This is a genomic window from Streptomyces sp. NPDC028305 (genome assembly GCF_055569495.1).
The window spans coordinates 802,265-823,718 of sequence record NZ_JBVHTN010000003.1; the positions used below are offsets into that span (position 1 = coordinate 802,265).

18 protein-coding genes are annotated in these 21,454 nt (G+C 72.4%); 5 read left to right on the top strand and 13 right to left on the bottom strand.

Features of this window, described 5'->3' with window-relative positions; all coding sequences use genetic code 11:
- Positions 1-47: 47 nt before the first annotated feature.
- Complete coding sequence (locus tag ACZ4WQ_RS15020; protein ID WP_311725274.1) at positions 48-719, top strand: FadR/GntR family transcriptional regulator; 672 nt, start codon at positions 48-50, stop codon at positions 717-719.
- A gap of 248 nt (positions 720-967) precedes the next feature.
- On the opposite strand, the gene ACZ4WQ_RS15025 is transcribed toward ACZ4WQ_RS15020, so the two are convergent.
- The 7 genes from ACZ4WQ_RS15025 to ACZ4WQ_RS15055 all read right to left on the bottom strand — a co-directional run bounded on the left by ACZ4WQ_RS15025 (position 968) and on the right by ACZ4WQ_RS15055 (position 8,872).
- Entirely contained in the window at positions 968-1,816 is an 849-nt protein-coding gene (locus ACZ4WQ_RS15025; RefSeq protein ID WP_311725273.1) for an amidohydrolase family protein, read from the bottom strand.
- Positions 1,817-1,849: 33 nt separating this feature from the next.
- Positions 1,850-2,857, bottom strand: coding sequence for an aldo/keto reductase (locus tag ACZ4WQ_RS15030; RefSeq protein WP_385350692.1), 1,008 nt, complete (start codon positions 2,855-2,857; stop codon positions 1,850-1,852).
- Between the two features lie 35 nt (positions 2,858-2,892).
- Positions 2,893-3,939, bottom strand: a complete 1,047-nt coding sequence (locus tag ACZ4WQ_RS15035) for an ABC transporter permease (RefSeq protein WP_361191263.1) — start codon at positions 3,937-3,939, stop codon at positions 2,893-2,895.
- Positions 3,936-5,582, bottom strand: a complete 1,647-nt coding sequence (locus ACZ4WQ_RS15040; protein ID WP_385350688.1) for a sugar ABC transporter ATP-binding protein — start codon at positions 5,580-5,582, stop codon at positions 3,936-3,938. The genes ACZ4WQ_RS15035 and ACZ4WQ_RS15040 overlap by 4 nt, the downstream gene beginning before the upstream one ends.
- Positions 5,583-5,584: 2 nt before the next feature.
- The gene (locus ACZ4WQ_RS15045; protein ID WP_311725269.1) at positions 5,585-6,619 is read right to left on the bottom strand and encodes a sugar ABC transporter substrate-binding protein; all 1,035 of its coding nucleotides are present in this window, start codon (positions 6,617-6,619) and stop codon (positions 5,585-5,587) included.
- Between the two features lie 127 nt (positions 6,620-6,746).
- Complete coding sequence (locus tag ACZ4WQ_RS15050) at positions 6,747-7,496, bottom strand: SDR family NAD(P)-dependent oxidoreductase (protein ID WP_468022234.1); 750 nt, start codon at positions 7,494-7,496, stop codon at positions 6,747-6,749.
- 32 nt (positions 7,497-7,528) lie between these two features.
- On the bottom strand, positions 7,529-8,872 hold the full coding sequence (locus ACZ4WQ_RS15055) for an L-fuconate dehydratase (protein ID WP_468022235.1): 1,344 nt from the start codon (positions 8,870-8,872) through the stop codon (positions 7,529-7,531).
- A gap of 378 nt (positions 8,873-9,250) precedes the next feature.
- On the opposite strand from ACZ4WQ_RS15055, the gene ACZ4WQ_RS15060 reads away from it, so the two are divergent.
- From ACZ4WQ_RS15060 to ACZ4WQ_RS15070, 3 genes are all read left to right on the top strand, one after another.
- Positions 9,251-10,408 carry a PAC2 family protein gene (locus ACZ4WQ_RS15060; protein ID WP_468022215.1) on the top strand — a complete coding sequence of 386 codons (1,158 nt, stop codon included), beginning with the start codon at positions 9,251-9,253 and terminating at the stop codon, positions 10,406-10,408.
- 263 nt (positions 10,409-10,671) lie between these two features.
- The gene (locus ACZ4WQ_RS15065; protein ID WP_468022216.1) at positions 10,672-13,386 is read left to right on the top strand and encodes a cation-translocating P-type ATPase; all 2,715 of its coding nucleotides are present in this window, start codon (positions 10,672-10,674) and stop codon (positions 13,384-13,386) included.
- Between the two features lie 86 nt (positions 13,387-13,472).
- Positions 13,473-14,438: a polyphosphate kinase 2 family protein gene (locus tag ACZ4WQ_RS15070; protein ID WP_358847065.1), complete on the top strand. Its 966-nt coding sequence runs from the start codon at positions 13,473-13,475 to the stop codon at positions 14,436-14,438.
- Positions 14,439-14,511: 73 nt separating this feature from the next.
- Here ACZ4WQ_RS15070 and mshC read toward each other — a convergent pair whose 3' ends face one another.
- The 4 genes from mshC to ACZ4WQ_RS15090 all read right to left on the bottom strand — a co-directional run bounded on the left by mshC (position 14,512) and on the right by ACZ4WQ_RS15090 (position 18,139).
- A complete protein-coding gene (mshC, locus tag ACZ4WQ_RS15075; protein WP_311725265.1) occupies positions 14,512-15,741 on the bottom strand; it encodes a cysteine--1-D-myo-inosityl 2-amino-2-deoxy-alpha-D-glucopyranoside ligase in 1,230 nt (409 codons plus the stop codon).
- A gap of 122 nt (positions 15,742-15,863) precedes the next feature.
- Positions 15,864-16,709, bottom strand: coding sequence for an SCO1664 family protein (locus ACZ4WQ_RS15080; RefSeq protein ID WP_311725264.1), 846 nt, complete (start codon positions 16,707-16,709; stop codon positions 15,864-15,866).
- A complete protein-coding gene (locus tag ACZ4WQ_RS15085) occupies positions 16,673-17,263 on the bottom strand; it encodes a DUF3090 domain-containing protein (protein WP_311725263.1) in 591 nt (196 codons plus the stop codon). Before ACZ4WQ_RS15085 ends, ACZ4WQ_RS15080 begins: the two co-directional genes overlap by 37 nt.
- 129 nt (positions 17,264-17,392) lie before the next feature.
- Entirely contained in the window at positions 17,393-18,139 is a 747-nt protein-coding gene (locus ACZ4WQ_RS15090; RefSeq protein WP_311725262.1) for a histidine phosphatase family protein, read from the bottom strand.
- A gap of 95 nt (positions 18,140-18,234) precedes the next feature.
- On the opposite strand from ACZ4WQ_RS15090, the gene corA reads away from it, so the two are divergent.
- Positions 18,235-19,224, top strand: coding sequence for a magnesium/cobalt transporter CorA (corA, locus tag ACZ4WQ_RS15095; RefSeq protein WP_311725261.1), 990 nt, complete (start codon positions 18,235-18,237; stop codon positions 19,222-19,224).
- Positions 19,225-19,285: 61 nt separating this feature from the next.
- Here corA and ACZ4WQ_RS15100 read toward each other — a convergent pair whose 3' ends face one another.
- Positions 19,286-20,074: a ferritin-like domain-containing protein gene (locus ACZ4WQ_RS15100; protein ID WP_311725260.1), complete on the bottom strand. Its 789-nt coding sequence runs from the start codon at positions 20,072-20,074 to the stop codon at positions 19,286-19,288.
- 259 nt (positions 20,075-20,333) lie between these two features.
- The gene (locus ACZ4WQ_RS15105) at positions 20,334-21,383 is read right to left on the bottom strand and encodes an LLM class F420-dependent oxidoreductase (RefSeq protein ID WP_311725259.1); all 1,050 of its coding nucleotides are present in this window, start codon (positions 21,381-21,383) and stop codon (positions 20,334-20,336) included.
- Positions 21,384-21,454 lie beyond the last annotated feature (71 nt).

Genomic DNA, 21,454 nt, shown 5'->3' on the forward strand with positions numbered 1-21,454 from the left:
GCCATAATGGGGGCAGACATCGGATGTCTGAACCGGGGAGGTCCATCATGGCGGTCACCGACGAGGCGATCGAAAAGATCAAGGGCATGATCGTCTCGGGTGCGCTGCGCCCGGGTGACCGGCTCCCGAAGGAGAGCGAACTCGCCGCCGAGCTCGGCCTGTCCCGCAACTCGCTGCGCGAGGCGGTGCGCGCCCTGTCGCTGATCCGCATCCTGGACGTGCGCCAGGGCGACGGGACCTATGTCACCAGCCTGGACCCGCAGTTGCTGCTGGAGGCGCTGAGCTTCGTCGTCGACTTCCACCGCGACGACACCGTGCTGGAGTTCCTCGCGGTCCGCCGCATCCTGGAGCCCGCGGCCACGGCGCTGGCCTGCACCCGGATCAGCGACGCCACGCTGGACGCGCTGGGCGCGCAGCTGGACGCGCTCGGGCCGGAGCCCTCGGTGGAGGAACTGGTCGCATGCGACCTGGACTTCCACCGGGGCATCGTCCAGGCCTCCGGGAACTCGGTGCTGTGCTCGCTGCTGGACGGGCTGTCCGGGCCGACGACGCGCGCCCGGGTCTGGCGCGGGCTGACCCAGGAGGACGCGGTCAGCCGCACGCTGCATGAGCATCGGGCGATTTTGGGGGCGCTGCGGGATCGGGATGTGGAGGCGGCGCGGTCCTGGGCGACGGTGCATGTCGCGAGCGTGGAGCAGTGGCTGCGGTCCACGCTGTGACCCCACCGGGGCTCCGCCCCGGGACCCCGCGCCTGCGGCGGGCCTTTCCCCTCCCCGCCCCTTCCCGAAACTGAGGGCAAGCCCCCAGACCCCCGGACGCCCTCCGGGCGTGTCCTCAATCGCCGGACGGGCTGGCCAGCCCGTCCGGCGACTGAGGACCGGGGTCCGGGGCAGAGCCCCCCACGCGGCGGATCCGCATATCGATGCTGCGGGAAGGGGCGGGGAGGGGAGCAAGCCCGCCGCAGGCGCTACGCGCCGAGGCCGTACGCGCGGGTCGCCGAGGTGCCGAAGACCGCCGCCCGCTCCGCCTCCGTGAGGCGCCGCGTGGCGCGGTCGGCCAGGTCGACCACCTGGTCGTAGGTCGCGGCGAGGGTGCATACGGGCCAGTCGGAGCCGAAGAGCACCCGGTCGGGGCCGAAAGTGTCGAGCACATGCTCCGCGTAGGGCAGCACGTGCTCCGGGAGCCAGGAGTCCCACGCGGCCTCGGTCACCAGACCGGAGAGCTTGCAGACGACGTTCGGCAGCGCCGCCAGCGCGGCCAGTTCCCCGTCCCAGGGGTCGCGGGCGCCGCTCGCGACGGGCGGCTTGGCCGCGTGGTCGAGGACGAAGCGCAGGCCGGGCAGATCGCGGACGGCGTCGATGGCGGCGGGCAGTTCGCGCGGGGTGATCAGCAGGTCGTAGGCGAGGTCCGCGTCCGCGAGGTGGGCGAGCCCGCGGCGGACGTCGGGGCGGGCCAGCCAGTGCCGGTCCGGCTCGTCCTGCACCTGGTGGCGCAGGCCGACCAGGCGGTCCCCGCCGGGCGCGGCGCGCAGGGCCGCGAGGACGTCGGGCAGGGCGGGGTCGGTGAGATCGGCCCAGCCGACGACGCCCGCGACGCGGGCCGAGGCGTGGGCCACGGCGAGGAGTTCGACCGTCTCGTCGTGGGAGGAGCTGGACTGCACCACGACCGTGGCGTCGACGCCGTTCGCCCCGAGGTGCGGCTCCAGGTCCTCGAGGGTGAACGTACGGTGGATCGGGTCGGCCCAGGGGCCGTCCATCCAGGGCTGGTCGCGGCGGGCCAGGTCCCACAGATGGTGGTGGGCGTCGATGCGCGGCACGGGAGTGCGCTCCTCCGGGTAGGCAGTGGGGCGTCAGCGGGCGGTCGTCGTCGGCAGGGGGAGGTCCTCGTCCAGCAGGCCGCGGTCCACCAGGGCCGGCCACAGCTCGTCCGGGATGTCGTATCCGAACATCTCGGCGTTGTCGCGCACTTCTTCCGGCGAGGCGCAGCCGACGACCGCCGCGGCCACGGCCGGGTGGCCGAAGGGGAAGCGCAGGGCCGCCGCCCGCAGCGGCACGCCGAACTCGGCGCAGACCGCGGCCAGGCGCCGGGCGCGCTCCAGGATGTCGGCGGGCGCCTGCTGGTAGTTGTAGTGCGCGTTCGGGCCGGGGTCGGCGAGCAGGCCGGAGTTGTAGACGCCACCGACGACCACGGAGGTGCCGCGCCGCTCGCACACGGGCAGCAGGTCGTCGTGGGCGGTGCGCTCCAGGAGGGTCCAGCGGCCGGCGCACAGCACGACGTCGACGTCGAGGTCGGCCACGAACCGGGCGAGCACATCGCTGTGGTTCATGCCGAAGCCGATGGCGCGTACGCGCTTCTGGTCGCGGAGTTCGGCCAGGGCCGGGAAGGCGGTCTCATAGACCTCGGGGATGTGGTTTTCCACATCGTGGAGGTAGACGATGTCGACGCTCTCCAGGCCGAGGCGGTCCAGGGAGGACTCCAGGGTGGCGCGGATCCCGTCCCGGGTCAGATCCCACTCGCGGACGCGGTCCGGGGTCGCCACGAACCCCTGGGCGTCGACCGGCTCCCCGGGTCTGCGCGGCCGCAGGGCGCGCCCCACCTTGGTGGAGAGGGTGTACGAGGCGCGGTCGCGGCCCGCCAGCGCGCGCCCGAGGCGCTCCTCGGAGAGGCCGACCCCGTAGTGCGGCGCGGTGTCCATATAGGTGCACCCGGCCTCGAAGGCGGCCTGGACGGTGGCCAGGGCGCGCTCGTCGGGCATAGCGGTGTACAGATTGCCCAGGGTCGCGCAGCCGAGCCCGAGCGCCGGTACGTGTACGCCCGTGCGCCTGAGCTCGCGCGGCCCCTCGGGTGGCTGCGCCATGGGTCACTCGCCTTTCTCGCCGGTCATGCTGTCGGTCAGTCCTGCTTCTCGCCGCTGGCATAGCGGGAGATGATGAGCGCGACGATGATGATCGAGCCGTTGATGAACTGGTTCCACAGCGGCGGAACGCCGCCGAGCGTCATCACATTGACCACCAACTGAAGCGTAAGCACACCCGTGAGCGCGCCGAAGAGCGTGCCGCGCCCGCCCTTGAGGCTGATGCCTCCGATGACCGCGGCGGCGAACACCTGGAAGATCCAGCCGTTGCCCTGGGTGGCCGCCACCGAGCCGTAGTGGCCGGTGTAGAGGATGCCGGCGAAGGCGGCGAGCAGCCCGCCGACGGACAGCACGATCCAGGTGATCCGGTCGACCCGGATCCCGGCGGCGCGCGCGGCCTCCGGGTTGCCGCCGATGGCGTACAGCGCGCGCCCGTGGCGCAGATAGGCCAGCGCCAGGCCGCCGACCGCGTACAGCCCCAGGCAGATCCACACGGCGGCGGGGGCGCCCATCCAGCTCGCCTTGCCCAGGTAGCGGAAGGACTCGGGGACGTTGATGATCGACTGGCCCTCGGCGACGCCCACCTGGAGGCCGCGCAGCATGGTGAGCATGCCGAGCGTGGCGATGAACCCGTTGACGCGGAGCTTGAGGATGAGGAAGCCGTTGGCCGCCCCGATCGCGGCGCCGACGGCCAGGCACAGCGGGATCGCGGTCCAGGTGGGCAGCAGGCCCAGGCCCTCGAACCGGGCGCCGTGGGCGGGCAGCACCAGCCACAGGGCGATCACGGGGGCGACGGCGATGGTGGACTCCAGGGAGAGGTCCATCCGCCCGCAGATCAGGATCAGCGCCTCGCCCAGCACCAGCAGCCCCAGCTCGGTGGACTGCTGGACGACGCCGATCAGATTGTCCTGGGTGAGGAAGGCGGGCGAGACGATGAAGCCGATCACGCCCAGGACGAAGATCACCGGGACCAGGGAGAGATCCCGCCAGCGGGCGATGTCGATCTTCGGCCGCGCCCGTCCCGCCGTCGCCGGGTCGCCGGCCGCCACCACCTCGGCGGGGCGCTGCCGTGCGGTATCGGTCATGACTGGCTTCCCTCTTTCCCCTCAATTCCGGCGTTTTCCCTTGCCTGTTCCGCGCCGTGCCCCGCTTCGACCGCCGCGGACGCCGCGGTTTCCCGGTCGGCCATCCCCTCCATCGCGGCGACCAGCCCGTGGTCGCTCCAGTCGCTGCCGAACTCGGCGACGACCCGCCCGTGGAAGAACGCCAGCACGCGGTCGCACACCCGCAGGTCGTCCAGCTCGTCGGAGACGATCACGGCGCCGCTGCCGGCCGCCGCCACCTCCCGTACGACGCCCAGCAGAGAGTCCTTGGACTTCACGTCCACCCCGGCGGTCGGGCGGATGGCCACCAGGACGCTCGGCTCGCGGGCGAGCGCCCGCGCGATGACCACCTTCTGCTGATTGCCGCCGGAGAGGCCGGAGACGGGCTGTCCGGGGCCCGAGGTCTTGATGTCGAGCGAGGTGATCATGCGCTGGGCGAAGGCCCGGGTCCGGGAGGGCAGCACCGTCCCGAAGGGCCCGAGCTGGTCGGCCACGGTCAGCGTGGCGTTCTCGGCGACGCTGCGGCCCAGGACCAGGCCCTGGCGGTGCCGGTCCTCGGGTACGTAGCCGATGCCCGCGTCGATGGCGTGCGGCACGCTTCCGGGGCGTACGGCGCGGCCGCGCACCGCCACCCGCCCGCCGTCCGGCTTGCGCAGCCCGACGAGGGTCTCGCCGACCGCGGTGTTGCCGCTGGCCGTGGCCCCGGCCAGGCCCACCACCTCGCCCGGCCGCACCACCAGGTCCAGCGGGTCGAACTCGCCCGCGCGGGCGAGCCCTTCGGTGCGCAGCACCGGCTCCGCCCCCGGGCCGGTCTCCCGGCCCGGGCGGGGCGCGGGCACGGCTCCGCGCGCCCGCTCGGGCGGCCCGGCCTCGGCGTCCCCGGTCATCGCCGCGACCAGCTCGTCCTTGGGCAGTTCGGCGACCGGGGCGGTCACCACGTGCCGGGCGTCACGGAAGACGGTGACGGTGTCGCAGAGCTCGTAGACCTCCTGGAGGTGGTGCGAGATGAACAGGAAGGCCACGCCCTGGCGGCGCAGCTCCAGCAGCTTGGTGAAGAGCCGGTCGATGCCGCCCGCGTCGAGCTGGGCGGTGGGCTCGTCGAGGATGATCAGGCGGGCGCCGAAGGACAGCGCCCTGGCGATCTCGACGAACTGCCCCTGCTCGACGGTGAGGTCCTTGGCGCGGGTCTGCGGGTCGACGTCCACCCCGTACTCGGCCAGCAGGGCGCGGGCGTCCTCGCGCAGCGCGCGCCAGCGGATCCGCGCGGTGCCCTGGAAGCGGCCCAGGTAGAGGTTCTCGGCGACCGTCAGATCGGGCACCACCATGGACTTCTGGTAGACGCAGGCCACCTTGCGCTGCCAGGCGGCGGTGTCGCCGTAGCCGGGGGCGGGCTCGTCGGAGAAGGTGACGGTGCCCTCGTCCGGGCGCTCCATGCCGGTGAGCACGGACACCAGCGTGGACTTGCCCGCGCCGTTGCGCCCGACCAGCGCATGGGCCTCCCCGGGCCGTACGGACAGCTGCGCGCGGTCCAGGGCCAGGGTCGGCCCGAACCGTTTGACGATGCGCTCCGCCCGTACGGCGGTGGGCTCGGCCCCGGTGGCGGCGGGCTGGTCTGCGGCGGCCATGGCTACTTCTTCTCGAGCTGGTTGGCCCACAGCGCCTTGTCGTCGACGTTCTCCTTGGTGACCAGCGGCGCCGGAAGCTGGTCCTCCAGACCGTTCTTGATCTTGACGATCTCGGAGCCGTGGTCGGTCTTGCCGGGTTTGAACGTCTTGCCGTCCAGAGCCGCCTTGGCGTACTCCAGCGCGTACTTGGCGTAGAGGTCGGCGGGCTGGGAGAGGGTGGCGTCGATCTTCCCGGAGCGGATCGCGTCCAGCTCCTCCGGGATGCCGTCGTTGGAGATGATCGTGATGTGCCCGTCCGAACCGGCGGGCTTGAGCAGCTTCTTCTGCTCGAGCAGCGCGAGTGTGGGCTGGAGGAAGGCGCCGCCGGCCTGCATGTAGATGCCGTCGACGTCCTTGTGCTGGGCCAGCAGGCTCTGGAGCTTGGCGGAGGCGACGTCGCCCTTCCAGTCGGTGGGCAGCTCGTGCACCGTGATGCCGGGGAACTTGTCCTTCATGCACGACGCGAACGCCTCGGACCGGTCACGGCCGTTGATGGAGCTCAGATCGCCCTGGAGTTCGGCGACCCGGCCCTTGCCGCCCAGCTGCTTGCCCAGGTACTCGCAGGCCTTGGTGCCGTAGGCGCGGTTGTCGGCCCGTACGACCATGTAGACCTCGCCCGCGTCGGGGCGGGTGTCCACGCTGACGACGGGGATCTTCTTCTCCTTCAGCTGGTCGAGGGTGGAGGAGATCGCGCCGGTGTCCTGCGGGGCCATGATGATCGCCTTGGCGCCCTGGTCGGTGAAGGCCTGGACGTTGGCGACGAGCTTGGCGATGTCGTTCTGGGAGTTGGACAGCGGCAGCGCGTTGACCGTGCCGTCGTCGATGCCCTTCTCGAGGTACTGCTGGTAGGAGTTCCAGAAGTCCGTGTCCGTGCGCGGCATGTCGATACCGACCTTGCCCCCGCCGGCGCCGTTGCTCTCGCGGTTGCAGCCCGCGAGTGCGGCGGCGGCGAGCAGCACGGCACAGGCGACGGTGCCGGTCGTGCGGAGTCTCCTCATCGAGTCCCGTCCTTGATCGAATGGTGCGGCTCTGTGCTCCGGGGCTGTGGGGTGGTGCGACTGCGGTGGCGCTGTGCGGCGGTTGGGCCGGTAACTGTGGGCTGCCGGCCGTGGGCCGTGGGCCGAGTTACGTGGCGGGGCGCAGGCGCAGGCCCTGCATCCCCCCGTCGACGGCCAGCGCGGTGCCGGTGACGGCCGCGGCGGCGGGGCTCGCCAGATACGCGACGGCCGCGGCCACCTCGTCGGCGGACACCAGCCGTCCGGTCGGCTGCCGGGCCTCCAGGGCGGCGCGCTCGGCGGCCGGGTCGGCGGCCTGGCCGAGCAGCCGGCCGACCCAGGGGGTGTCGACGGTGCCGGGGTTGACGCAGTTGACGCGGATGCCGTCGCGCACATGGTCGGCGGCCATGGCCAGGGTCAGCGAGAGCACGGCGCCCTTGCTGGCGCTGTAGGCGGCGCGCTGCGGCAGCCCCGCGGTGGCCGCGATCGAGCAGGTGTGGGTGATGGAGACGCTGCCGGGCCGCTCGGCCGCGGCGGCGCGCAGATGGGGCAGCGCGGCCCGGGCGGTACGGACCAGGCCCAGGACGTTGACGTCCAGCACCCGCAGCCACTCCTCGTCGGAGTTGTCCTCGACGGTGCCGATGGCGCCGATCCCGGCGTTCCCGACGACGGTGTGCAGCACGCCGAACTCGGCGACGGCCTCGGCGACCCCGTTGCGTATCGCCTCGTCGGAGGTGACGTCGGCCTTCACCGGGAGGGTGCCGGCCGGGGCGCCGGCCGGGGCGCGGTCGAGCACCGCGACCCGCGCGCCGCCGTCGCGCAGCCGGGCGGCGATCGCGGCGCCGATACCGGAGGCGCCGCCGGTGACGAGCGCGGCCATGCCCTCGAAGTCGCCGGTCGGGTGGGCCTGGTTCACGAGGTTCCCTCCTGTTGTGCGGCGTTCCGGGCCTGCCATTCGGGCCCGTCGGGATAGCGGTAGGCGGCGATGGACTCGGGGTGCATCCGGGCGGAGAAGCCGGGCTCGGCCGGGGCGCGGTAGCGGCCGCGCTCGATGACGACCGGGTCGGCGAAGTGTTCGTGGAGGTGGTCGACGTACTCGATGACCCGGTCCTCCCAGCTGCCCGAGACCGCGACGAAGTCGAACATGGCCAGGTGCTGGACGAGTTCGCACAGGCCCACGCCGCCGGCGTGCGGGCAGACCGGCACCCCGTACTTGGCGGCGAGCAACAGGATCGCCAGGTTCTCGTTGACGCCGGCCACCCGTGCCGCGTCGATCTGCACGAAGTCGACGGCGCCGGCCTGGAGCAGCTGCTTGAACACCACGCGGTTGGCGACATGCTCGCCGGTGGCGACCTTGACGGGCTGTCCGCTGCGGATGGCGGCGTGCCCGAGGACGTCGTCGGGGCTGGTGGGCTCCTCGATCCAGTGCGGCTCGTACGGGGCGAGGGCGCGCATCCAGCTCAGCGCCTCGGCGACGTCCCAGCGCTGGTTGGCGTCGACCGCGATCCGCACCTCGGGGCCGACGGCCTCGCGCGCCAGGCGCATCCGGCGCAGGTCCTCGTCGAGGTCGCCGCCGACCTTGAGCTTGATCTGGCCGAAGCCGTCGGCGACGGCCTCCTGGGCGAGCTTGATCATCTTCTCGTCGGAGTAGCCGAGCCACCCCGGGGAGGTGGTGTAGGCCGGATACCCTCGCTCGCGCAGTTGCGCGGCGCGCTCGGCGCGGCCCGGCTCGGCGGCGCGCAGGATCTCCAGCGCCTCCTCGGGGGTGAGGGCGTCGGAGAGGTAGCGGAAGTCGACCAGTTGGACCAGGTCCTCCGGCGGCATGTCGGCGAGGAACTGCCACAGCGGCTTGCCCGCCTGCCGGGCGGCCAGGTCCCAGGCGGCGTTCACCACCGCGCCGGCCGCCATATGCATGACCCCCTTCTCGGGGCCGAGCCAGCGCAGCTGCGAATCGTGTGTCAGATCCCGGTAGAGCGCGCCCAGGTCGGCCGCGGTCAGCGGGGCGGGGCGGCCCACGACATGGGGGCGCAGCGAGCGGATCGCGGCCGCGGTGACATCGTTGCCACGGCCGATCGTGAAGACGAAGCCATGTCCCTCGGCCGGGGCGCCGCCGGTCTCGTCCTGCGCATCGGTGCGCAGCACGACGTACGCCGCCGAGTAGTCGGGGTCGGGGTTCATGGCGTCCGAGCCGTCAAGCTCTTCCGAGGTGGGGAACCGGACGTCATGGACCTCGATCTCGGTGACGGTCGGGCGCAATCTCAACAGTGACTCCCTGCGTAACATGACTGACGCCGATAGAACATCGGACCTTTGGCGGTGATCCGATGTATAGCGCTGCACGGGCCCGGCCGTCCAGAGGTCTGCGCGAACTTTCCTCGAACCGATCGGACAACAGGTCGGATGAATCTGGGCCTACGCTTGTGCCTGCCCTGCTCCCTACCCCTTCCTCACCCCTTCGCCGCCTTTTCCTCGCCGCTTCGCCGCCTTTTCCCCGCGCCTTCCTCGCTCCCTTCCGCACCCTCACATGGGGGCTGCGGCGCCAGGCCCCGGAAGCCTTAGGCTTGGGACGCACGCGAATGGAACTGCAACCGGAGGCGGTACGACCCGTCCGCCCCGGTCGGAAGGAGGCGCTGGGTGATCGAGCTTGAGGGGGTTCCCGAGCTGATCGACCCGGTCATGATCTGTGCCTTCGAGGGCTGGAACGACGCCGGAGACGCCGCCTCCACGGCGGTCGGGCACCTGGATCGGGAATGGAAGGGCGAGGTCTTCGCCGCGCTCGACGCGGAGGACTACTACGACTTCCAGGTCAACCGGCCCACCGTGGCGCTCGAGGGGGGCATCCGCAAGGTCACCTGGCCGACCACCCGGCTCTCGGTGGTCCGCGCCGCGGGCGGCGACAAGCCGCGCGACCTGGTGCTGGTGCGCGGCATCGAACCGAGCATGCGCTGGCGGTCGTTCTGCAACGAGATCCTCGGGTACGCCCATGAACTGGGCGTCGAGATGGTCGTGGTCCTCGGCGCGCTGCTCGGCGACACCCCGCACACCCGGCCGGTGCCGGTCAGCGGCGTCACCTCCGACCCGGATCTGGCCCGCAGCCTCGACCTGGAGGAGTCGCGGTACGAAGGCCCGACGGGCATCGTCGGCATCCTCCAGGAGGCGTGCACCCACGCGGGCGTCCCGGCGGTGAGCCTGTGGGCGGCCGTGCCGCACTATGTCTCGCAGCCGCCGAACCCCAAGGCCACCCTGGCGCTGCTCAACCGCCTCGAGGACCTGATCGGTGTGCGCATCCCGCTCGGCGAGCTGACGGAGGACGCGCGCGCCTGGCAGCTGGGCGTCGATCAACTCGCCTCGGAGGACAGCGAGGTCGCGGAGTACGTCCAGTCCCTGGAGGAGGCGCGCGACACGGCGGAGCTGCCGGAGGCGTCCGGCGAGGCGATCGCCCGCGAGTTCGAGCGCTATCTGCGGCGGCGGGACGGCCAGCCGGGCCCGGGCGGACACGCGACGGACGCGGGCGGGATCGCGGACCGGGGGGACGGGGTCGCGGGCGGCTCGGGCTCGTATCTGCGCGACGCCTCCGGCCCGGGTGCCGGCCCCGGCACGGGCAGCGGCCCCGGCACCGGCTCCGCGCGGCCGCGCAGGCCCTCGGCGCAGGACGAAGCGGCACAGGACGAAGCGGCGGGGGACGGCCCGGCCCAGGACGGCGCGGCCCAGGACGGCCCGGCCCAGGAGCCGGGCACGGGCGGCGGCGAAGGGGACGAGGGCGGCCGCGACCGCCCCGACGACCAGGACTGACCGGCTCTGACCAGCGCTGAGCAGCAGTGAGCAGCACTGACCGGCGCTGACCAGGACTGCCCGGCAGAGCCCCGATGACTGCCCGGGTGGCGCGGTGACGCGGCCCCGGGCAGCACACGGGCAGCCCCTGGGGCGGATCTCCCGGAGCGCCCCGCCCCGCCGCCCGAACGGCCCCGCCCGTTCCCGCGAATGGCCGCCCCGCGATTGTCGCGCCCCCCGTGACGCCGCAGCGTGGCCGTACCGGAAGAAAGGGCTGGGCGGCGATGGCGGGAGACGAGGCCTGGTACGCGCGCACGCCGCAGGAGGCGGCGGCCGCACTCGGGGTGGATCCGGCGGTCGGGCTGCCCGCCGCGCGGGCGGCCGAACTACTGGCCGCGCACGGCCGGAACGCGCTGCCCGAGGAGAAGCCGCCGCCGACCTGGCGGCGCTTTCTCGCGCAGTACCGCAGCTATATGCAGATCATTCTCGTGATCGCCGCGGTGGTCTCCTTCGCGATCAAGGAGTGGAGCACCGGGATCCTGCTCGCCGCGCTGACCCTGCTGAACGCGGTCGTGGGCCTGCGCCAGGAGGGCAAGGCCGAGAGCGCGATGAACGCGCTGAAGTCGATGATGGAAGTGACCGCCCGGGTGCGGCGCGACGGGACCGAGTCACAGATCCCGGCCGAGGAACTCGTCCCCGGCGACATCGTGCTGATCGCCGCGGGCGACCAGGTGGCGGCGGACGGCCGGATCGTCGAGGCCAACACCCTCCAGATCGACGAGTCCGCGCTCACCGGCGAGAGCGTCCCCGCCGTCAAGGACGCCGGCACGCGGCCGGGCACCGGACTGGCGCCGGGCGACCAGACCAACATGGCGTTCATGAACACCCCGGTGACGCACGGCAGCGGCGTGCTGATCGTCACCGGGACCGGCGAGCACACCGAGCTCGGCAAGATCTCCGGGATGCTGTCGACCACCGCGCGGGAGGAGTCGCCGCTCACCAAGGAGCTCAACACCCTGACGCTGTGGATCGCGGGGGCGGCCGGCCTGACCATGATCGTGATGTTCGCCCTCGGCCGCGGCCGGGGCGAGGCGTGGGACGCGCTGTTCATCAGCGCCGTGTCGCTGGCCATCGCGGCGATCCCCGAGGCGCTGCCGACGGTGACCCAGGTGATCCTGTCCGTCGGCAGTCTCAGCCTGGCCAGGCGCAACGCGATCGTGAAGGAGCTGCCCTCGGTCGAGACCCTGGGGTTCACCTCGGCGATCAACTCGGACAAGACCGGCACCCTGACGATGAACCAGATGACCGCCGTCGAGGTCATCAGCCCCACCGACCGGTACACGGTCTCCGGCACCGGGTACGGCCTGGAAGGGCGCGTCCACCACGCCGCCGGCTCGTCCGCGGGCATCGAGGACGCGATCCTCCCCTATGTGGTGGCCAACGACGCGGAACTGGTCGACGGCCAGGTCGTCGGCGACCCGACCGAGGGCGCGCTGCTCGTGCTCGGCCACAAGGCGGGCCTGGACATCGGGGCCACGCGGGAGCGGCTGTCCCGCCTCGCCACGCTGCCGTTCGACCCGGACTACAAGCTGATGGCCACCTTCAACTCCACCGTCGACGCCTCGGGCCGGCCGGTGGTGCGCTGCTTCGTCAAGGGCGCGGCGCCCGCGGTGATGGCGCGGGCCGCCACCGCGCTCTCGGGCGGCGAAAGCATCCCGTGGGACGAGGGGCTGCGCCGGCGCGCGGAGGAGGCGACCGAGCGGATGGGCGCGCAGGGGCGCCGGGTGATGGCGGCCGCCATCCGCGATCTGGACCCGGAGCGGTTCCACCCCGACGGGGACCTCCTGGCCCTCGTCACCGATCTGAAGATGACGAGCCTGGTCGGCATGGTCGACCCGCCGCGTGCGGAGTCCCGGGACGCGGTGGCCAGCGCCCAGCAGGCCCATATCCGGGTCCGCATGGTGACCGGGGACGATGTCACCACCGGCGCCGCCATCGCCCGGCAGCTCGGGATCCCCGGTGAGGCCGTCCTGGGCGCCGACTTCGCCGCGCTGCCGGAGGACGAGCAGCTGGCCCGGATCGACGACATCGGCGTGGTCGGGCGCGTCGCCCCCGAGCACAAGGTGCAGCTCGCGGCCACGCTCAAGAAGAAGGGCGAGGTCGTGGCGATGACCGGCGACGGCGTCAATGACGCGCCCGCCATCAAGGCCGCCGACATCGGCATCGCGATGGGCAGCGGCACGGACGTGGCGAAGAACGCCGGCCGGATGATCCTTTCCGACGACAACTTCTCCACGATCGTCTTCGCCGTGGAGGAGGGCCGGAAGCTGTACGACAACCTGACGAAGTACATCCGGTTCGTTCTGCTGCTGCTGGTCGCCTTCGTGCTGACCTTTCTCGGCGCCACCGTCTTCAACATCGCCTCGGGTGAGCCCTTCCCGCCGCCGCAGGTCCTGTGGATCCACTTCATCGTGAACGCGCCCTTCGGCTTCGCTCTGGGCTTCGACCGGCAGAGCCCGGGGCTGATGCGCCGTACCCCCCGCCCTCGCGGGGAGTCCGTGCTGACCAGGGCCGTCATGCTCACCGTCGGCCTCAGTGGGCTGGCTCTCACCGTCATCCTGCTCGGCCTGATCAAACTGGGCGAGACCCGTTTCGGCAGCGTCCACATCGGCAGCTCCATCGCGTTCACCGCCTTCGCGCTGTGCCTGATCGTCGCGGCCTTCGAATGCCGCAGCGAGACCGGCTCCGTGCTCACCGCGACCACCTTCGACAGCAAGCAGATGAACTGGACCGCCCTGGCCCAGTTCGTGCTCGCCGTCATGGCCACCCAGCTCGACGGCTTCCGCCGCATCCTGGGCACCACCAGCCTGGACGCCCGCCAGTTCGGCTGGGCCCTGCTGTCCGCCGTGGTCTTCCTCGGCCTGTGGGAATTCGGCAAGCTCCTCGCCCGCCGTGCCCGGACCGCCGTCCGGACGGCTCCGGCCACGCAGCCCGTCTGACGGCGGCCGAGGCCCACCGGCGCGTTTGACGTGCCACTCCGCAGGGCGGAGTGTGACAAACAGGACGAAGAGAGGGGCTGTCGGCGATGGCGGACAAGAGGGCCGAGCGCATCGCGGAGTTCATCGCGCCGCTGCGGGTGAAGCCGGGGTCGACCGTGGACCTGGTCGCGGACTTCGACCCCCGCTACAAGGCCGGTCTGAACAAGCAGACCGGCGTCGAGCTGCTCCGGACCGGGGTGTCGCTGCTGGCCGAGTACCAGACGCGGCTGGCCGCTCAGGACACGTACGGGGTGCTGCTCTGTCTCCAGGCGCTCGACGCCGGGGGCAAGGACGGCACCATCCGCCATGTCATGAGCGGGGTCAACCCGCAGGGCGTGCGGGTCAGCAGCTTCAAGGTGCCCTCCTCCGAGGAGCTCGACCACGACTATCTGTGGCGCTACGCCCGCAGGCTGCCCGCGCGCGGCGACATCGCGATCTTCAACCGTTCGCACTACGAGGAGGTTCTCGTGGTCCGGGTGCACCCGGAGGTCCTGGACCGGCAGAAACTGCCGTCCCGGCCGTCGGGGCGGCGGCTGTGGGAGCGCCGTTACCGCGAGATCAACAACTGGGAGCGCTATCTCACCGACAACGGGTTCAAGGTGGTGAAGATCCTCCTGAATCTGTCCAGGGAGGAGCAGCGCATCCGCTTCATGAAGCGGATCGACCTGCCGGAGAAGAACTGGAAGTTCTCCGCGGCCGACATCCGGGAGCGCCGGTGGTGGGACGACTACCAGCAGGCGTTCTCCGAGATGCTGTCGGCCACGAGCACGTCGTGGGCGCCCTGGTACGTCGTACCGGCGGACCGGAAGTGGTTCGCCCGCATCTGCACGGCGGCGGTGCTGGCGCACACGCTGATCGAGATCGATCCGCAGTACCCGAAGGTCGACGCCAAGGCGCGGAAGGAACTGCTCACCGCCAGGCGTGAGCTGGAGGCGGAGGCCCCTGAGGGCGCCCCGCCCGACCCGTACGCGGCGCGGCACCCGGCGCCGGGCCGGGCCGGGGACCACGGCTGAGACCCGGCGGCCCCCGGCCCGGTGGCACGGGCACGGGGGCCGCCCTTTGGGACTCTTCCAGCCCTTACAGGGCCTACAGCGCGACGCCGAGCAGCGCGTCCACCGCGCGGGACACCAACCCGGGCGCGCCCTCGTCCGTGCCGCCCTCGGACTCCTGCGCCGCCGCCCAGCGGTCGACCGCGGCGAGCGCGGACGGGGCGTCGAGGTCGTCGGCCAGGGCGGTGCGGATCTCGTCGAGGAGGGCGTCGGCAGGGGGGCCGTCGGGGCGGGAGACGGCGGCGCGCCAGCGCGCGAGGCGCTCCTGGGCCTCCTGGAGGACGCCGTCGGTCCACTCCCAGTCCGCGCGGTAGTGGTGCGCGAGGAGGGCCAGGCGGATCGCCGCCGGGTCCACGCCGTCGCGGCGCAGCGCGGAGACGAAGACGAGGTTGCCCTTGGACTTGGACATCTTCTCGCCGTCGAGGGCGACCATGCCGGCGTGCACATACGCCTTGGCGAACGGCCGCTCCCCGGTGAGCACCTGGGCGTGCGAGGCGCCCATCTCGTGGTGCGGGAAGGCGAGATCGGAGCCGCCGCCCTGTACGTCGAAGCCCATGCCGAGGTGGTCGAGGGCGATGGCCACGCACTCAATGTGCCAGCCGGGGCGGCCGCGCCCCAGGGATCCGCCGTCCCAACTCGGTTCGCCCGGGCGGGCGGCCAGCCACAGCATGGGGTCCAGGGGGTTCTTCTTGCCGGGGCGGTCCGGGTCGCCGCCGCGCTCGGCCGACAGCAGCCGCATGGCCTCGGCGTCGAGTCCGGAGACCGAGCCGAAGGACGGGTCCGACTCGACGGAGAAGTAGACGTCGCCCTCGAGCTCGTAGGCGGCGCCCGCGTCGCGCAGCCGCTCCACGAGCGGAACGATCCCCGGGATCGCCTCCACGGCGCCTATGTAGTGGCGCGGCGGCAGCATCCGCAGGGCCGTCATGTCCTCGCGGAACAGGGTGGTCTCGCGCTCGGCGAGGGCCGTCCAGTCGTCGCCGTTCGCCTCGGCCCGCTCGAGCAGGGGATCGTCGATATCGGTGACGTTCTGGACGTAGTGAACCTGCCGCTTGGTGTCGAGCCACACGCGTTGCACAAGGTCAAACGCGTTGTAGGTCGCCGCATGTCCCATGTGGGTGGCGTCGTACGGGGTGATACCGCAGACGTAGATACGGGCGACGGGGCCGGGGTCGAGGGTGATCGCTCCCCCGGTCGCGGTGTCGTGGATCCTCAGGTCGCGGCCTCTGCCAGGCAGGGCGGGCACCTCGGAAGCGGGCCAGGCATACATGTGTCGAGCGTAACCGGATGCCGCTTCCGGATACGAACCGGATGGCCCCTAGTTGGCTCGATAGGCGGTCTTGCGGAATCGCCCGTGACCTGCTGTGTCTGCCGGCTCTGCCCGGTACGCCGTCAGACCGGGGGCCAGGGGATGGCGGGCCACTGCCCGCTGGGCTTGGGGTGACACCCGGACCGCAGCAGGGCCGCGACCCGGGCGCGCAGCGCCGCGATCTCGGCTTCTGTGATCAGCTCGGCCAGCCGGGCGGTGAGCGGATCGCCGTCGGCCAGCCGGTCCGCGAGCCGCCGCAGCACGGTGAGCGCCTCGTCGGACAGCGGCTCCCCCGCCCAGCCCCACAGCAGGGTGCGCAGCTTGTCGTCGGCGTTGAAGGTCACACCGTGATCAATCGCATAGAGCCGCCCGTCGGGGGCGGGCAGCAGATGCCCGCCCTTGCGGTCGCCGTTGTTGATCACGGCGTCGAGGACGGCCAGCCGGCGCAGCCGCTCGTCGTCGGCGTGCACCAGCAGCGCGGTGCGGCCCTCCTCGACCTCGGCGAAGGCGACGGCCTTCCAGCCCGGGCCCGGCTCGTCTCCGTCGACGAGCGCGAGCAGCTCCGGGGCGTCGTCGCCGTCCTCGCCGGTGGCCGCCTCGATCCACAGCTGGCACATGCCCTGCCCGTACGGCCCGTCCCGCAGCACGGTCGGCGGCACCAGGCCCCACCCGGTGGCCTCGGAGAGCTCGTAGGCCGCGACCTCGCGCTGGGCGAGGGTGCCGTCCGGGAAGTCCCACAGCGGGCGCTCCCCGGCCACCGGCTTGTAGACGCAGGCGGCGCTGTGGCCCTCGTACTCGACCGTGCAGTACAGCACGGCGTTGGACGCCTCCCGGACCCGGCCGCGCACCGTCAGCTCACCCCGCGCCAGCAGCTCGGACGGCTCCGGAGGCGTCACGCCCCGCGGCGATATCCGTTCTGGCGCGGACATACGTGTCCCTCCGGGTCGAGCGGCAGACTGCACAGCGGGCACGGCGGGCGGCCGGCGTTGACGACCTCCAGGGCGCGCTTGGCGAACGCGCGCGCCTGGGGCCCGGTGAGCCGCACCCGGAGCATCGGCGGCCCGTTGACCTCGTCCTGGAGCAGCCGCTCCTCGGCCTCGGCGAGGTCCTCCTCGGACTCCGCCTCCAGCTCGACGAGGGCCTGCGCCTCCACGATCATGCGCTGCTCCTCGCCGTCCCAGGCGAGCGCCATGGTGCCGACGCGGAACTCCTCCTCCACCGGGACCTCCAGCGGCGCGGTGTCGGAGAGGTCCGGGGGCGCGACGGCGGGCACCGGGGCGTTTCCGCCGGTGCGCCGCACCACCTCGTCCAGCAGCTCGTCTATCCGCTCGGCGAGCGCGGCGACCTGGGTCTTCTCAAGCGCGACGCTGGTGGTCCGGCCGCCCCCTGACGCCTGGAGGAAAAAGGTGCGGCGCCCGGGCAGCCCGACCGTGCCGGCGACGAAACGGTCCGGCGGGTCATAGAGGAACACCTGACGGGACAACGTCCTGCTCCATTTGGTTCGACGTGGTTTTCAGGGTTTTGGGTGTCGACTGCTGGGGTCGCGCGACTGCCCGGCCACGGCTGTGCGCGGTTGGGCAGCGCCGCGGCACCACCCTACTGCGCTCGGCGATCACGGTGCTCCCGCGCCGCCGCCCACCTCCGCGTCCCCGGCCCGGTCTTCGTCCGTGCCGCCGCCCACGTCCGCGCTCGTGTCTTCGGCAGCCTCGGCGCCCGCGTCGTCCTGCCGGGGTGCGAGGGAGCCGAAGTCGCCGGTGTCGCCGAGCCGCACGAGGAAGGGGCGCAGCCGGGTGTAGCGGACGGCGGTGACCGAGCAGGGCTCGACCGAGATGCGCTGGAAGAGATCCAGGTGCAGGCCGAGGGCGTCGGCGATGAGCGCCTTGATGACGTCGCCGTGCGAGCACATCAGGTAGACCGCGTCGGCACCGTGCTCCTCCTCGATCCGGGCGTTCCAGTCGCGCACCGCGTCGACCGCGCGCGCCTGCATGGCCCGCATGGATTCGCCGCCCGGGAAGGCGGCGGCGGAGGGGTGCTGCTGGACGACCTTCATGAGGGGCTCGTCGGCGAGCTCGGCGAGCTTGCGCCCGGACCAGTCGCCGTAGTGGCACTCCCCGATGCGCTCGTCGGTGTGCAGGGGCAGCTCGGGCCGGGCGGCCAGCAGCGGGGCCAGGGTCTCCCGGCAGCGCTGGAGCGGGCTGGTGACGGCGGCGGCGAGCGGCAGAGCGGCGAGCCGCCCGGGCAGGGCCTCGGCCTGGGCCGTGCCGCGCTCGTCGAGGGCGACGCCGGGCGTCCAGCCCGCGAGGACTCCCGCGGTGTTTGCGGTGGACCGGCCGTGCCGGACGAGGATCAGCGTGGGCATGCCTGCCACCCTACGGCCCCCGCACCGCGCCTCCGGGGGCCGCCCGGGGCCGCCCGGAGGGCCTCCCCGTGCGCTTTTGCCGTAAGCGGGGCAGAATGCCCCGCGTGATCGTGGACTGTGCCATCTACCGGGACGGGCGGCGTACCGAGGGGCCCGCCGACTTCTCCGACGCCCTCGACCAGGCGAGAGCGTCCGGTGACTCGTTCCTGTGGATCGGCCTGCACGAGCCGACGGAGAAGGAGTTCGAGCTGGTCACCAGCGAGTTCGGGCTGCACCCGCTGGCCGTCGAGGACGCGCTGCGCGCCCACCAGCGGCCCAAGCTGGAGGTCTACGACGACTCGCTGTTCCTGGTGCTCAAGCCGGTCGAGTACGACGACGCGGCGGACACCGTGACCGCCGGAGAGCTGATGGTGTTCGTCGGCGACTCGTTCGCGGTGACCGTGCGGCACGGCCGGGCCAATCCGCTGAGCGCGGTCCGCGAGCGGCTGGAGAAGACCCCCGAGGTGCTCCAGCACGGACCCACGGCCGTGATGTACGCGGTGTCCGACGCGGTCGTGGACCATTATCTGGACGTGGCCGACTCACTCCGTGTGGACCTGGACGAGCTGGAGACGGAGGTGTTCGGCCCGTCGGGGGCGGTGGCGAACACGGCCGGGCGGATCTACGCCTTCAAGCGCCAGGTGCTCGAATTCCGGCGGGCCACAGGCCCGTTGGCGGACCCGATGGCGCGGCTCGCGGGTGCGGGGGTGCCGTTCGTCGACGAGGGGTCGCGGCCGTTCTTCCGTGACGTCAGCGACCATCTGACCCGGGTGAACGAGCATGTCGAGGGGCTCGACCGGCTGCTGTCGGACATACTCGCCGCGCATCTGGCGCAGATGGGTGTGCGGCAGAACGACGACATGCGGAAGATCTCGGCGTGGGCGGCGATGGCCGCGGTGCCCACGCTGATCGCCGGGGTCTACGGCATGAACTTCAAGCACATGCCCGAGCTCAGCCAGCCCTGGGGCTATCCGGCGGCGCTGATGCTCATGATCGTGGCGGTCTTCGGGCTGTACCGCTTCTTCAAGGGACGCGGCTGGCTCTGAGCGGCCGGCTCCGACGGGGGTGGCGCCGTGGCCGACCGGCCAGGAGCGGGACGTACGCGGGCTAGGCGAACTCGGGGGCGGGCGTCGCGGGCCCGCCGAGCGCGTCCCGCCGCTCGGGCATCCGCAGCGCCACCATGCGCCGCCAGCCGCCGAGCCGCTCGAACACGTACAGGGCGCGGATGCCCGCCGCCAGCAGCGCCGCTCTGGCCCTCGACCAGCCCAGGATGCGGCCCATGCGCGCCATCACGGCGAGGCCGACGTCGCGGTGGACCCGCGATTCGGCAAGCGCGCACTCCTTGAGGGCGCGCTGAATGGTCCGGCCGTGCCCGGCGGTGGCCAGGCGCAGCAGTTCCTCGTGGCAGTAGGCGAGGTGGTTGTCCTCGTCGCCCGAGATCATCCCGATCGCGCGGCCGAGGAGCGGATCGTCCCCGAAGTACCGGCACAGCTGCGCCATCTGGCCGGCGGCCCGCTGCTCGGTGACCCGGCTGTGGGCGAGGTAGATGACGATGTCGCGCTCGGTCAGCGGCTCGTCGCGGCGCAGCTTGTCGTGGGCGAGGCCGATGCCGCGCGCTTCGAGCAGCATCGTGTAGTCGGTCTCACGCGGGATCTCGACCGGGTCGAGGCCGCGCCGGCGCAGCAGGGCGTTGAAGATCCTGCCGTGCTTGTCCTCGTCCGCGCCGTGCCGGGCGATCTTCGGGGCGAGGGCGCGCTGGCTCTCCGGCACGAGGGCGGCGATCCGTCCGTTCTCCCAGCCGCCCTGGGCCTCGCCGCTGGCGGCGATGGAGCAGAAGAGCCGGAACGACTCGTCGTTGTCGAGGATCTCCTGGAACAGCTTCTTCGCCGAGAGCATCTCCGCCACCTCCGTGCACGGCGTCGCACGACGTTCCGCGCAGCAAAAGTCAAATGCCGCGGGTCGGCGGCGGCAACAGATGGGCGGCCCGGCTGCGCCGGACGGACGAGTGGGAGGGCGCCGGGCCCGCGTAACCGCGCGGGCCCCGAGGCGTTGTGCTGAGTGACGGCCGTGGCGGGGAAGACACCCCGAGCCCCCACCACGGCCGTAGAACCCCCCGGCTTCCCCGGCCCGGCCGGTGTCCCCCGCCGGAACGCCTCTAGGCCAGCCCGGCTCGCTCCAGGGCCTCGACGCCCGCGCGGAGGCCCGCGAGGCGCTCGTCGAGGGTGAAGCCCGACGGGGACAGCGAGAGCGTGGTGACCCCGGCCTCGGCGTAGGCCCGCATCCGGTCGGCGATGCGCTCGACGGGCCCGAGCAGCGCCGTGGAGTCGATCAGCTCGCGCGGGATGGCGGCCGCGGCGCCCTCCTTGTCGCCGGTCAGGTACTTCTCCTGGATCTCGGCGGCCTCCTTCTCGTACCCCATCCGCCGCGCCAGCTTGTTGTAGAAGTTCTGCTTCGCGCTGCCCATGCCGCCCACGTACAGCGCGGTGTAGGGGCGGAAGCGGTCCGCGAGGTCGTCGATGTCCTCGCCGACCGCCATCGGCACGGTGGGCACCAGGTCGAAGCCGTTCAGGTCCTTGCCGGCCTTCTCCCGGCCCGCGCGGATCGGGCCCAGGGTCGTCGCCTCGGCGTGCTCGGGTGCGAAGAAGACGACCAGCGCGCCGTCCGCGATCTCACCGGTCTGCTCGAGGTTCTTCGGGCCGATGGCGGCGATGTACAGCGGGATGTGCTCGCGCACCGGGTGCACGGTGAGCTTGATGGGCTTGCCGGGGCCGCCGGGCAGCGGCAGGGTCCAGTTCTCGCCCTCGTGGGTCAGTCGCTCGCGGGACATGGCCTTGCGGATGATCTCCACGTACTCGCGGGTGCGGGCCAGCGGCTTGTCGAAGCGCACGCCGTACCAGCCCTCGGAGACCTGCGGTCCCGAGACGCCGAGGCCGAGCCGGAAGCGGCCCCCGGAGAGCGAGTCGAGGGTCGCCGCGGTCATCGCCGTCATCGCGGGCGTACGGGCCGGGATCTGGAAGATGGCGGACCCGACGTCGATGCGCTCGGTCTGCGCGGCCACCCAGGAGAGCACGGTGGCGGCGTCGGAGCCGTACGCCTCGGCGGCCCAGCAGACCGCGTAGCCGAGGCGGTCGGCCTCCCGGGCGACCGCGAGGTTGTCCGCGTCCATCCCGGCGCCCCAGTAGCCGAGGTTGATTCCGAGCCTCATGCCGCACCCCTTACCCATCAGTAACGTCCTTGTCGCCCGGACTCTAGCGCGCCGCGTCGGGGTACGTCAGG